We start from the raw sequence: 13,298 nt of genomic DNA, 5'->3' as shown, positions 1-13,298 counted from the left end.
TAATGTCAAGGAAAAATCACAAAATGAATTCTCCGGCAGATACTCACCCAATGAAAGAGAATGGATACAAAAACAATCAACCTCCTCAACAAAGGGGTTTGGGCAGTATTCTGGATGCGGAGGCATGCATACGGGCGTATGAGAAAAAGCCAGTTCCGCCATCACTTCCCCGCCGTCAGGAGATGCTGTTCCCGTTCGAGCTGCCGACTGCGGGCGCCTGGGGTACCGGTATTTCTTGCAATAAAACTGTAAGCCACCGGCACTACGTAGAGGGTGAAGATGGTCGCGGACAAGACTCCGGCCAGTACCACGACACCAATCACCATCCGTGTTTCGGCCCCTGCTCCGGAGGAGAGAATCAAGGGAACCGTGCCGGCGGCAGTAGTTATTCCGGTCATCATGATGGGTCTCAGTCGTACCTCTGAGGCATAGAGTATGGCCCTGAAAAAAGACCTCCCTGCCGCGCGCTGCTGGTTGATAAATTCAACAATCAGAATACCGTTTTTGGCAGCGAGCCCGATGAGCATGACCAGCCCTATCTGGCTGTAGAGGTTCAAGGTACTGCCGGCAAGATAGAGTCCCAGCAGTCCGCCAGCCATGGCCAGGGGCACGGTTAGCATGATGACCAGAGGGTGGATATAGCTTTCGAACTGGGCGGCCAGCACCAGGAAAACCACCAGTATACCGAGCAGAAAGACAAAAAGAATCGATTGCGATGAACTCTTATAGTCTCGGGAAATACCTTTATAATCGATAATTGCCTGCTCCGGCAGATGCTCGCGGACCAGATTTTCAAGATAGTCGAGCGCATCCCCTAACACCAGGTTATCGGCAAGATTGGCCTGCAGGGTTATGGCCCGTACCCGGTTGTACCGATTCAAGGTGCTGGAATCAGCAAATTCCTCAAAGGTGACAAGATTGCCCAGGGGAACCAGCTCAGCTGTTCTCCCGGAACGCACATATATAGCCTGGAGATCGACGGGACTCCGCTGGCTGTCACGCTCACCTTCGAGAATGACATCATATTCCTCACCTTCCTCCAAAAAGGTGGTCACTCGGCGCGAGCCGAGCATGGTCTCCAGCGTTCTGCCGATACTGCCGATGGTTACCCCCAGTTCTGCCGCGCGGGTATAGTCGATATTGACCTGCAGCTGGGGTTTTGTTTCCTTATAATCCCAGTCAATGCCGGTAAGACCGGGGTTTTTTTCGTCAATCTTTGTCAGGAGCGTATCGCGCCATGCGGCAAGCTCCAGATAGGTGCCGCCACCGATGACAAACTGTACGGGTTTCTGAATTGCGCCGCCAAACCCCTGACGCATCACGGGAAAGGCGAGAACGCCTGGCAGGTCAGTCAGCAGGGCCCGCACCTCATCCATAATGGCCCAGGCGGAACGGCGCTCGCTCCAGCTGCTTAAGGTAAAGATCACTATCCCGCTGTTGAAGTTGGCAAAATTTGAAGTGGAGCGCGGGGTCCTCACCAGCAGCCGCTGTGCTTCACCGCTCTCGACAAAAGGAAGCAGCCGCCGTTCAATCTCATCCATATACTCCTGCATGTAGGAGAAGGTTGCCCCCTCAGGGCCATTGACCAGAACAAAGAATGCTCCCCGGTCTTCCTTTGGGGCATATTCGCCGGGGATTTTCTCAAACAGCCAGAAGATACCGCCGCACAGCCCGAAAAACAATGCTGCCACGAGCACGGGTCGTCTCAGGGTGGCCAGCAGTGTACGCCGATAGAGTTTGCGTATCCCGCGATAAAAGCGGTCGATTCGGGCTGGGGATATCCCGGGGGAACGCTTTTGTTTGAGCAGCAAAGATGCCAGCATTGGCGAGAGGCTCAATGCAACCACACTGGAAAAACTGACCGCTGCGGTCATGGTCAGGGCAAATTCGGAGAAGAGGCGGCCAACATCACCCTGCAGAAAGGCGATCGGCACAAAGACCGAAATCAGCACCAGGGTGGTGGCGACAACGGCAAAACCAACCTGACGGGTACCCAGATAGGCAGCAACCAGCGGCGATTCATTGTTTTCCTTGATGCGGCGATGGATGTTTTCCAAGACCACAATACCGTCATCCACCACCAGGCCGATGGCCAGAACCAGGGCCAGTAAGGTCAACAGGTTCACCGAAAAGCCAAAAACCTTAAGCGCAATAAAGGTCGCCACCACCGAAACCGGCACCGTGATAGCCGGTACAATGGTCGCCCGGACATCTCCTAAAAAGAGGAAAATCACCAGAATTACCAGACCGATGGCAATCAGCAGGGTCTTGTAGACTTCCTTAATGGCCTCTTCAATAAACACTGAAGTATCAAAACTCTGCTTAATTTCCATGCCTTCCGGAAGATTCTGATTCAGCCTGACCATCTCTGCCTTGGAACTCCGGGCCACGTCAATGGTATTTGCCTTTGACTGCTTGATGATTCCCAGCCCCACCATCGACTCGCCATTACCCCGGAAAAAGGTGCGGTTCTCAACGGTCCCCCGTTCCACCCGGGCAATGTCCTGCAGCCGAATGACATAGCCGTCTTCGCCCCGTTTTATCGCCAGACGCTGAAAATCCTCTGCCGTGTGAAAAGTACGGCCCACCCGCACCGTCAGGCTGCGCGTTACCGATTCAATGGAACCGGCGGGCAGTTCAACATTTTCACTGCGCAGGGCGCTTTCAACATCGCTGACGGTAATATTTCTGGCCGCCATCTCGTTGCCTTTTAGCCAGATGCGCATGGCAAAATCCTGGCCGCCGCCGATTCGGACCCGCGACACTCCGTCAAGCACGGAGAAGCGGTCAACCAGGTAGCGGTCTGCATAGTCGGTCAACTGCGGTACACTGAGCCGGTCACTGGTCAGATTCAACCACATGATGACATCATCGTTAGAGTCAACCTTTTCAATTTCAGGAGGATCGGCCTCCACAGGGAGATCATCGACAATTGTCGATATCCGGTCCCGGATATCGTTGGCGGCCCCATCGATATCGCGACCGGTGCTGAATTCGATGGTCACCGCAGACCGGCCATCTTCACTCTGCGAGCTAATGGAGCGGATCCCCTCGACGCCGGCGATCCGCTCCTCAATGAGCTGGGTAATCTGGGTTTCGACAACATTGGCCGAGGCGCCGGGATAGAGGGTTTCCACGCTGACGACAGGCGGATCAATATCGGGATATTCCCTGAGGGGCAGGTCCTTAAAGGCCACCAGACCAAAAACCACCAGCAGCAGAGAGAGCACCGAAGCAAAAACCGGCCGTTTAACCGAAATATCGGAAAGTATCATTTGCCCTTGTCCCCCTCGTTTTTCTTCAGAAGTTCTGCAAGGGTTTCACCACCTTCTGCGATGGCGATAATGGAGACCGGTCGACCCGGTCTGACCTTCAGGGTTCCATGGATAATCACATGTTCACCGGCCGTAAGACCAGCAACTATTTCGACCTCCCCGGGTCGGCGTGCACCAATTTGCACCGGGCGCTTCTCGGCCACGGGGGAGGGGACATCAGGTTGTACCACCAGAACATAGTTGCTGTTGCCGGACGGGATCAAGGCCCCTTCCGGGATGACCAGCTCATCTCGTGGGTTTTTGAGTAAGGTCACCGTCATAAGCAGCCCGGGTTTCAACAGCCGCCCATCATTTTTCAGGACTGCCCTGAGCACAATTGCCCTGGTCGCCGGATCAATCCGGCTGTCCATGCTGTCAATCTGACCCAGAAAGACCCGATCACCATAGGCAGGCGATTTTGCCTCAATGGCCAGACCCTCACGAAGAGCAGCAAGGTGAACCGCTGGTATGGTGAAATCCAGTTTCATAGTGCTGTCATCATCCAGGGTAGTAATACGGTCCCCCGGTTCGATAAGCGCTCCAGCACTGATGTTGCGCAGCCCAACCACCCCTGAAAAAGGGGCCAGGATCAAGCGGTCCCGTAGCCGGGATTCTATGCCCCGCAGCCTGGCCTGGGCGGTTTCCAGTTTACGCTGTTGTTCATCCAGAACGGCTTTTGCAACAGCACCACGCTTAACCAGTGGTTGTAAACGCTCGAGTTGCTTTCGTGCTTCCTGTTGAGTCGACATCTCCTCTTCAAGGAGAGCGTGCTCTTCTGCACTGGTCATTTCAATGAGAATATCCCCTTGCTGGACGCGTTGCCCGTCGTCAAAATGGATCGCGGTGATGGTGTCCGTCACCGTGGCGGTGATCTCCACCGTTTCCCTGGCCCGCAGGGTACCGATTGCCTCGACCCGATCAGTAAAACTGATGGTCTCCACTTTTTGGAGTATCACCGGTACCGGCTGGGCGGCCTCCGCTTGCAACAGCGACAAGGCGGGAAACCAGCAAGCGAACAGCAAGAGGGTGCTTTGAAAGTGCTGAGCGATAGTTCTCATTTGAAATACTCCTCATAAATGTAGCCTTTCGGAGAAAACGGCGGCAGACTGCCGTCTTAGGCGCGATGCAGGCAAAAGCGATAGCCCGGCAGTACACGCTCCTGCCGGATAATAATATGCTCCAGGCGCCTCAGACCCTTCAGTGCATCAAGAACAGGGCGCTAACCGGTCATCCCGTCGGGATTGCCCCCGCCCTCATCGAACAGAGAACCACGCAAAATAATTTTCTGAGAACGCGCGGGTATTGCTTGGTCGATTTCTGCATCGGCAGTAACCTGCTCATTCCACAGGGCACGAATATCAGGTCTCCCGAACACCAGACCAGCTGGAACGCTGATAAATGGCGGGGCGCCGGCATCGATGAACTGAGTCCCCGCAGCAACCCTGTACTGGTCGTCCGGCGGAGTGTCCATCAAGGCATCCAGGTTATTATCATGAAAGAGCGCCCACCAAAGCGCATCGGGCGAATTCCCGGTCGCAGATGTTTCACTATAGCGGGCGGGAGGCGCAAGAAGAAGTGCAGGGTCCCTGTTTATGATATGCACACTGCATCCTGCCTTAAATATGGTGCAGAGAATGACGGCCGGCAAGGCGCGAAAGTGAAGGTGTGATGGCATCTTTCGACTGCGTATCCACAGTGGTCAGCTATCTCATCCACTCTCCCTGATACGCCTGTGTGAAAGTGTGATATAGAGATAGTGCATTACAGCCACAATAAATACGAAAAGTCTGAATAGCAAATCCTGGAGAAATGGCGCCTCGGCACAGGGATCGTTTGAGCCTCACCTTAGAATAGCGATAAATTTATGTAAAAAACAGTCGGGGAAGGGGGGACAACTCAGGGATAGCCACAAACCATCAGGTTCGCAGAATGAGAGTCGACGATGGGTGATAAGTAATCGCTTTCGCTGTAAAGGGTTAATTGTAGCGTGCCCAGACCGGTCACCGGTAACGTTAAAGCGGTTATCTTTGATCTGTTTTCCCTGTTTTTCGTTGTGGAGCAGATACTTTTCCTCACGCCAGAAACCGGTATACCGAACGGCTGCCACCCGGCGCACAGGAGCCTGCCGTAAGGTGATGTTCGGCTCATCGTCAGTCGGCAGCGTTTCCATGGTATTGGCAGCCGGCATCATGAAACTGACGGCCCACTTTACCTGTGCACGCTGTTGGCTGACCGGAGCAGTCATGGAGGGAAAAAGCTATCGGAAAAAGCACAGACAGTTAATTTTTAAAAATATCGAGCATCAATGAGGAATTGTTGTTGTCAAACGTATTTTCCACCTTAAGGCTTGTTTGATTTTCCTGGTCCACTTCTTTTTGATATGGTCTCCATTATTGCTCAACAAGCAGACCTGATTTATTTCCGTTTTTTATTGGCATAAGCAACGTGGGATGCCTATCCTTTTATAGGACAAACTTTTTGATACGCTTATGGGTAATTCCTGGTGATAAGAATCGCATGCAGTTCTGTTTCATGGTGCTCCAGATGGACATCAAGTGCTTGATGAAGATGTTTACCGCTGATATGCATTGAGCCTTTCAACACAAAACGACAAGAAGGAGATCTGATATGTCTGAAAACACCCCTGTCGAACCTGTCGAGAAAACGCCACTTGAAAGATCCAGAGATATTCTTTCGCAGATCAAGGAAATGCAGCACTATTCGATCTCAAATATCGAAAAGCTTACCGGCTTCTACCTGGAAATCGAAGATGAGTTGAAGCAGAAAAAAATCGCCGAAAAGATTGAAGATCTCCTTGATAAACAACACAGCTTCAACGATAGTGTGGGCGAACTTATCAGTTCTTATGAAAACGAGTTGAACAGATTGGAGGAAGAAAGTTGATTGCACCGTTGGCCATTAACGGAAAATTCCTCTTTATGGTGCAGCGCCAGTCTGTCTTCGTCGCAACAGGCTAGCTTTTAAGAAGCCTGCCTGCAATGGTGACCCCTTTTGTAATAAACATGCAAAGCTCCACTTTTTTGCCCAACCCTGATTACATACTGTAATGTATGATAATTTTTTTATGCGGCATCGGGATTTTTCTGCCCAGACTGTTTCTCCATCTTCCACTTATACGAATCCAATATATATATGAAAACATTTCAATGTAATTGCAAAGATCACCCGACTCTATTTTTTGAAAGCAGCCATTGTATTGCTTGTGACAGAACTGTTGGGCTTGATGACAAATTTAACCAAGTGGAGCCTTATGAGTTAGATGAAGGAAGCGGGCAATTTTTTAAAGCAGCACACCCTGAAATTCGCTATCAAAAATGTGATAACAATGCTCAATTCAAAGCCTGTAATGGCATGGTTAATTTAAACACCTTTGTGCCTGACGCCGATGCAGCTGAGGTGTTGTGTTTTGCTTGTCGTTTTAATGAAACCATTCCGGATTTAACCATTGTTGAGCACATTCCGTTGTGGAAAAAAATGGAAACGGCCAAGCGCCGCGCTCTGTATACCCTAAACGCATTACCCGTACCGTTACGTACTATTAGTCAAGACCCAGAAAGCGGATTAAGTTTTGATTTTATTACCGACCGTAACGTGAATGACCACTTTGTCAGCAAATTAACACATCATGAAGCGGTGTTTACTGGTCACGACTGTGGTCACATAACCATTAACCTGGCTGAAGCCGACGACGTCGCCCGTTCTCATGCCAAAATGGCCATGGGCGAACGGTATCGTACTTTGCTTGGGCATTTTCGCCATGAACTGGGCCATTATTATTTTGACCAATTAATTGCCAACTCACCGGAAAAACACGCGTTATGCAAACAATATTTTGGTGACGATGCATTGGATTATCAAGAAGCGATGGATCAACATTACGCGAAAGGTGCGCCAGCAGATTGGCATAAAACGTTTATTAGTGAATATGCCACCATGCATCCCTATGAAGATTGGGCGGAGACCTGGGCGCATTACATGCACGTCATCGACACGTTAGAGACGGCACAAAATTTTTCCCTCACCGGATCAACTTCTGGCAGCGCAGTTGATAATGAAGATGTCGGCGAATTGGAATTACCCCAAGACCAATACTATTTTTCTGTGCAGACACCGATTGCCAATATTCTGGATACCTGGATGGATTTCTCCGTGATCCTCAATTCATTGAATCGCAGCATGGGTTTGGAAGATGCCTATCCATTTGTCTTAACACAATCGGTCCGCAGAAAGTTGTCATTTATTCACCATGCCATTCATAATAGGTTAAATCAGTTACCTGAACTGGAGGTAGAAACGCAAGACCAAGCAACCGAAATTTGAGCCAATATCCCATAGCCCATAGCCAAAAGCCATATGCAAACGCGTCATGCTTGAGGGTACCTGGGGCATCCAGCGGGTGGTAAAGTGAGACTCAATTGGAAAAAATCTATTGTTCAAGTGGAACAGCAAAAGGCCATGGCGAATATCGATTATCAAAAAATGCTGGATGAGGTGGCCGCTGAACTCCGGGACATCGATGATCCCGGTGAGGTCGCCACGTATATCCCGGAATTGCGGAATGTGGATTCCAGAAAAATGGGGATCCACCTTGTGACCATTGACAACAGCCACTTTTATTTTGGTGATTCTAATGAAAAATTTTCTATTCAAAGTATCTCAAAAGTATTGTCTCTGACATTGGCATTAAAAATAGTGGGAGATACAGTATGGGATCGAGTGGGCGTTGAACCGTCTGGGTCAGCCTTTAACTCATTGGTACAACTGGAATATGAAAAAGGTATTCCGCGCAATCCACTCATCAATGCCGGAGCGATTGTTGTTTGTGATATCTTGGTTGACTGTTTGGACAATCCGAAATTCAGACTATTGGAATTCATCAGAGCAAGTACCGGTATATCGAGTATTGGCTATAATCCAAGGATGGCCGAGTCCGAAAAAAAATGTGGCTACAGGAATTATGCTCTTGTCAATTTAATGAAAGATTTTGGTAATATTCATAACGAGATAGAATTAGTTTTAGATATGTATTTTCATTTATGTTCGATTGAAATGACATGCAAGGAATTAGCTCAAACCTTTTTGTTCTTAGCCGCAGGCGGAGTGAGTCCCGTCGTAAATGAAATGATTGTCAGCCCCAGGCAGACGAAACGAATTAATTCGATCATGCAAATGTGTGGTTTTTATGACGAAGCTGGTGAATTTGCCTTCAGAACAGGTTTGCCTGGAAAGAGTGGTGTCGGAGGCGGTATAGTCGCAATTCATCCCGGGAAATTCAGTGTTGCTGTTTGGAGCCCTAAATTAAATAAGAAAGGAAATTCATATAAAGGCATGAAGCTGCTTGAGTCAGTAACCACAAAATCTCAATCATCAATATTTTGAAGGGTTGGCAGGCGAAAAACGTAGTCGGACCCAGTCTACATTTTGGCTGTATGCAATAAATCTACGGCAAAGTGCCCTTTTTGCAGCGGATTTTGCTGGAGGTTAATGGATGTCAATAGACAAAAAAGACAAGAAAAAACCCGCAAACTGTTGCCAGCTGCGGGTTTAAAAGACTTTGGTGGAAGTCTTTGGATAAATCTCTGGTGCTAGAGCGGGAGCGGAACTCATTTTATTTTTCATTAAATTACAGTTAGTTTGTTGGGGTGATTGAGTTCGATATTTTTTAATATACCCCTTGATACACCCTTTATGTTATAGCTATCTCTATTTGTTCCTGGAGCGTTGCAGATGCCTCCCTTCACAGTTAAATCTAAATGCATTTATAAATCGCACCTGCCATCCAGTCACTAAGTTACATTATTCGAAGCGCTGTCACAATTCCAAATATATAGGTACATTTGAGTTTCTTCGATTGGGTGAAAAGGTGTTCAAAGGCTTTTTCTGGGTCTGTGGCTGAACATTAGCATTAATTTTGGAATACATGGTTGATTTAAGTCAGTCGCATATTAGCAAGGGTTTTTCGGAAAAGGCGTGAGAGGCCCATTTGTAGCGCACTCCCCATGAGATTTCAGCTAGTTACAGGGCACTAATTAGCATTTTAATACACTAGAAACCACCTGGAAAACCACCTGAGATTTACTCTGTCGGCAGCCTCTCGTGGACTCTTTCAGACCTCAATTGATTACTTTAGAAGAAAAAATAGATTGGTAATATTCTGATTGCGCAGTGTCAAAAAAGAAGGATGGATTTCCGATAGCCGGCTAATAGTAATCTTTGAGGATGTGGATAGGCTTTAAGCCTTGGCATACTTTCATTATCACAATTCCTCTCTTTGATTGGTGGTAGATCTTCAGAGAATTATGCGGACAAAGGATGGTCAATGTTCAACAGGATTGATGGTCTGACGATGATGGAATCATCCTGTATTCTAAGAAAGAAGGCCGATCAATCTTGCAAAAGTAAAGGTGAAAAAACACTGGAATGTTACGCTGTAGTCTTGACTTTTGGTCAGACTATCCATAAGGTCCATTTAACTTAAAGTTCATCTATATTGATTCGAGATGGAGCCAAACCTGCCGTGAGGTAGTGATGGAAAGCTACGGATCTTCATAAAAAAGATAGCCGAGCTGCCTTGGAAAAAGGTAGTTCGGTTTTTTTTCGCTATTCGGTAGTTGCGGCTCTAAAGATACAAAAATAATAGCCTATTTAGCTATGGAACTATATATTTTCCTCGCAGTTGAGTAACGATTGTTGATCAGAGAACTATTGGTTGTTTATTTTTTGCCTGCGGTGAAGAGATCAAGGAGCTTTCTTTTATAGAAGCGCTGCAGAGATTATTGGACACTTGCCTTTGACAAAGTCTGCTTATCAGAGGAGTCCGACGAACGTAATGTAATTACGATGATTTATGCTATCGTCGGCGCGGCTTTTGGAATTATGAGGCGTTGTTTATCCCTAGGCTTAATTAGTATAGGAGTGGAAATATCTGTAAATGCCGTAATTGAGTTGCCTTGAACGGATAGATGTCGGTGGATGATAGCGTTTCGTATGTCTATTCATTGACTTGCTGAATAAGGCAACTGAAACATTTACGTTGAAACAAAATACAATTGCTATAGACACCGATAGTAGTGTCTAAGAACGGCTGAGGAGTTGAGTATGCAAAATTCAGATAGCAGACTTTGGCCATTTAGTTCACAAATGAGGATTGTTGCTACACCTTTTATACTCGTTGGGCTGTTGCTTGTCTTTTCCATGTTGCGAGCGCTCACCGGATGGCCCGGCAAGGAGTCTGAAACGACTGTGCTCCTCGGCATTCTACTGTTGAGTTTGTTGCCAATTTTACTTTCATTGGTCGATGCCATTATCGATCGTGGTGGTGTGGTCGAATACAGAGGCGTAAAGTTCGATTTCTCGAAGGTTTCGTCGGGTGCGGTAGCCAGCCTCACGGTACCCCCAAATATCGGTGTTTCTGGCCAGGCAGTAACTGATAGCAGTACGACCCAAATCCTTGACGCGCTCAGACAGGCAACGGCATGCAAAGTTGTTATCATAGATCTTGAAGATGGGCAGGCGTGGTGGGAAACAAGGTTGCTTGTTCTTCTTGCCGGAGCGGTAAGGCTAAGAAGACCTGAAATACTGGTCTTCATCGGCAAGGACGGCGGTCTTGGCGGGTGTTTTCAGGGATGGGGCGACGCCAGCAAACTTTTAAGGTCTCTGTTACAGGCCCATCCCCAATATCCTCTATGCTATCACAAAGCTTTGGCCGCGGCTCGTCAATGGGAAATGGTTGAGCCTTCTGCAGCAGGAATTGATCCGCCACAACCAGTCTGGATGCTACCAGGACTTGCGACACAGCATCAATGGATGGCCTTTGATAGTAATACCGGACTGCCGAATCCACTTTTGGCGGAGCAATATTTTGCAAATGAGCTGGGGAATGAAGTGGAAAATAAAGAACCACCCAAAAAAATTAGTCTAAGCAGGCTTGAGGAATTGTTCAGACCGGTTCTGTATAAAGACAGCCTGGATGAGAGTTGGTCAGCCGAACGCCAGATCGAGGCATTCTTTGCCTTTGATTTTGATTATATAGCTGTGACGCAGAACACAAGATACAATTCACTGGTATCAAGGGTTACGTTGCTGAATTCGATTGTAAAGCAACATATTAGACAGCACTGAGGATATATTCCAACTCTGTTCACTAACCGTTCCTTTTATAAAAAAACGAGCAAATTGCTATTCTGGTCTCCTTGATTTTATCATTTTTCATTTACTGCCAATTCAGATGCTATTCTCTGAATGTGTGCAAATTATCATTTTGCTATTTGTTTCCAGTCACTTAAGCATGAAGAACCAATTAAATAGAATTATCATCTATTCTTGTGCCAGTAGAGAAGATGAAAAACAGTTGTCTCTACAAATGACGTATCTTGGATATAAGAATATCTACATCGTTAAAAACCCTCTTCGCGTAATAAAATTGCTCAAGGAGGGTGTTGTGGAAGCACTGGTTTTGTTATTAACAGAGAAAAGTGAATGTAAAGGCGACATCACTAACATTTTGCAGCATGCTCATTCATTGCCTGTATTAGGCTTGTTTTCAAAGCAATATCCAATTTTTGATCAGACCATTATAAAAGCCTGCAGCGAAATCGAGTCGTTTCCATGTGTTAATCAGGTACTTGATTATCGACTGGGAAAAATAATATGCCGTGATTTTGGGTGTGAAGATATTGTCACCAACCTTTTTAGAAGAGTGAACATGGTGGGAAATTCTCCTGAATTTCAACACATGCTCAAAAGGCTATATAAAATAATCAAATGTGACGCCCCGGTCTTCATAGAAGGTGAAACTGGTACGGGAAAAGAGCTTGCGGCCAGAGCAATACATTATTTTGGTTCAAGAAAAGACCAGCCCTTTATTGCTGCCAATTGTGGGGCCATTCCGGACCAGTTGGTTGAAAATGAACTGTTTGGTCACGAAAAAGGGGCTTATACTGACGCAACCGATACGAGAGAAGGATTGATATCACAGGCAGAGAGCGGCACGTTATTCCTAGATGAAATAGAAACCCTCTCGTATAAATGCCAGGTTGTATTGTTACGTTTTCTTGAAAACATGACATATCGACCGCTGGGTAGCAAAGTGGCTAAGCATGCAAATGTGCGGGTGATCACCGCGACTAACGAAAGCATTACGAGAATGGTTGAGCAGGGGGATTTCAGAAGGGACCTTTACTACCGGATAAATATCATGAATATCCAGCTACCGCCACTGAGAAAGCGACGAAGCGATATCAGCCTGCTGGCAGAGCATTTCATTCGCCAGTTTCAGCTTCAGTATAAGCAGCCCGATAGGGTGCTGCATCCCGACTCGATGGCAGCACTCAAATATCATGATTGGCCAGGTAATGTAAGAGAACTGGAAAATATGTTGCACCGGGAGTTTCTGATGGCTGATGGCAAATACGTTTCCATCAATGAGTTGGAATCAAAGAAGCGAGAACGACGAGCTTCCAGTGTCGACCGTCGATTACAAAATTTGATGACTCAACCAATGGTCAAGGCAAAGGCACGTGTTGTAGAAGATTTTGAACAAAACTATCTTGTTACGACTTTGGATAGGGCAAAGGGCAATATTTCGGAAGCGGCTCGTCTGGCCGGTAAAGAACGTAGGTCATTTACCCGTCTGCTGGAAAAATATGTCCTGAACAACTTCCAGAAGAAAAGTTATTAGCTCCTCTTTTTTCCCTTTGGGTCCCCCCCCATCGCTTACTGAAAAGTAAAACATTCGTATTAAAAACTCCATGACCGCCATACCCTCGGTGATATAGCAGAGCTCGATCACTGTATTGGTTAACCGGTAAAGCTCCATGCTGTTAGCTGAGCGTGTTCTCCAAGCATCTTCGAAACATGTCGATTTGGGGATATTTTATTTGCTGTTTTAGGCGCCTCGGAAATTACCAGAAGCTGAGAGTCTATGCAAAATATTTTGCGATTTATTGTGCTGTGTTTCTTTGT

General features: G+C 47.3%; 9 protein-coding genes and 1 riboswitch. Of the genes, 5 read left to right on the top strand and 4 right to left on the bottom strand.

Annotation, left to right across the window (positions count from 1 at the left end; genetic code table 11):
• Positions 1-161: 161 nt before the first annotated feature.
• The 4 genes from FCL47_RS12350 to FCL47_RS12335 form a co-directional block, all read right to left on the bottom strand.
• The gene (locus FCL47_RS12350; protein ID WP_136813814.1) at positions 162-3,275 is read right to left on the bottom strand and encodes an efflux RND transporter permease subunit; all 3,114 of its coding nucleotides are present in this window, start codon (positions 3,273-3,275) and stop codon (positions 162-164) included.
• Positions 3,272-4,372 carry an efflux RND transporter periplasmic adaptor subunit gene (locus FCL47_RS12345; protein ID WP_136813813.1) on the bottom strand — a complete coding sequence of 367 codons (1,101 nt, stop codon included), beginning with the start codon at positions 4,370-4,372 and terminating at the stop codon, positions 3,272-3,274. Before FCL47_RS12345 ends, FCL47_RS12350 begins: the two co-directional genes overlap by 4 nt.
• A 161-nt stretch (positions 4,373-4,533) precedes the next feature.
• Complete coding sequence (locus tag FCL47_RS12340; RefSeq protein ID WP_136813812.1) at positions 4,534-4,989, bottom strand: hypothetical protein; 456 nt, start codon at positions 4,987-4,989, stop codon at positions 4,534-4,536.
• Positions 4,990-5,154: 165 nt separating this feature from the next.
• Positions 5,155-5,559 carry a heme-binding protein gene (locus FCL47_RS12335; RefSeq protein WP_136813811.1) on the bottom strand — a complete coding sequence of 135 codons (405 nt, stop codon included), beginning with the start codon at positions 5,557-5,559 and terminating at the stop codon, positions 5,155-5,157.
• A gap of 383 nt (positions 5,560-5,942) precedes the next feature.
• Between FCL47_RS12335 and FCL47_RS12330 the strand changes: the two genes are divergently transcribed.
• The 5 genes from FCL47_RS12330 (at position 5,943) to FCL47_RS12310 (ending at position 13,014) form a co-directional block, all read left to right on the top strand.
• Complete coding sequence (locus FCL47_RS12330; protein WP_136813810.1) at positions 5,943-6,218, top strand: hypothetical protein; 276 nt, start codon at positions 5,943-5,945, stop codon at positions 6,216-6,218.
• Between the two features lie 249 nt (positions 6,219-6,467).
• Positions 6,468-7,655, top strand: a complete 1,188-nt coding sequence (locus FCL47_RS12325) for a putative zinc-binding metallopeptidase (RefSeq protein ID WP_136813809.1) — start codon at positions 6,468-6,470, stop codon at positions 7,653-7,655.
• A gap of 135 nt (positions 7,656-7,790) precedes the next feature.
• Positions 7,791-8,714 carry a glutaminase gene (locus FCL47_RS12320; protein ID WP_136813808.1) on the top strand — a complete coding sequence of 308 codons (924 nt, stop codon included), beginning with the start codon at positions 7,791-7,793 and terminating at the stop codon, positions 8,712-8,714.
• A gap of 1,116 nt (positions 8,715-9,830) precedes the next feature.
• Positions 9,831-9,909, top strand: a riboswitch (cyclic di-GMP riboswitch).
• Between the two features lie 524 nt (positions 9,910-10,433).
• Positions 10,434-11,456, top strand: a complete 1,023-nt coding sequence (locus FCL47_RS12315) for a hypothetical protein (RefSeq protein ID WP_136813807.1) — start codon at positions 10,434-10,436, stop codon at positions 11,454-11,456.
• A gap of 319 nt (positions 11,457-11,775) precedes the next feature.
• Complete coding sequence (locus FCL47_RS12310; RefSeq protein WP_205747302.1) at positions 11,776-13,014, top strand: sigma-54-dependent Fis family transcriptional regulator; 1,239 nt, start codon at positions 11,776-11,778, stop codon at positions 13,012-13,014.
• Positions 13,015-13,298: the final 284 nt, after the last annotated feature.

Source organism: Desulfopila sp. IMCC35006 (assembly GCF_005116645.1).
Classification (GTDB): domain Bacteria; phylum Desulfobacterota; class Desulfobulbia; order Desulfobulbales; family Desulfocapsaceae; genus Desulforhopalus_A.
Note: the sequence above shows the minus strand (reverse complement) of the source record. Positions and strands in the feature narration are given on the sequence as shown.

What these genes read in the sequence shown, in the direction of transcription:
- FCL47_RS12320 (WP_136813808.1), top strand. Translation starts at nt 7,791, where the DNA reads ATGGCGAATATCGATTATCAAAAAATGCTGGATGAGGTGGCCGCTGAA.
- FCL47_RS12350 (WP_136813814.1), bottom strand. Translation starts at nt 3,275, where the DNA reads ATGATACTTTCCGATATTTCGGTTAAACGGCCGGTTTTTGCTTCGGTG.
- FCL47_RS12315 (WP_136813807.1), top strand. Translation starts at nt 10,434, where the DNA reads ATGCAAAATTCAGATAGCAGACTTTGGCCATTTAGTTCACAAATGAGG.
- FCL47_RS12330 (WP_136813810.1), top strand. Translation starts at nt 5,943, where the DNA reads ATGTCTGAAAACACCCCTGTCGAACCTGTCGAGAAAACGCCACTTGAA.
- FCL47_RS12340 (WP_136813812.1), bottom strand. Translation starts at nt 4,989, where the DNA reads ATGCCATCACACCTTCACTTTCGCGCCTTGCCGGCCGTCATTCTCTGC.
- FCL47_RS12325 (WP_136813809.1), top strand. Translation starts at nt 6,468, where the DNA reads ATGAAAACATTTCAATGTAATTGCAAAGATCACCCGACTCTATTTTTT.
- FCL47_RS12335 (WP_136813811.1), bottom strand. Translation starts at nt 5,559, where the DNA reads ATGACTGCTCCGGTCAGCCAACAGCGTGCACAGGTAAAGTGGGCCGTC.
- FCL47_RS12345 (WP_136813813.1), bottom strand. Translation starts at nt 4,372, where the DNA reads ATGAGAACTATCGCTCAGCACTTTCAAAGCACCCTCTTGCTGTTCGCT.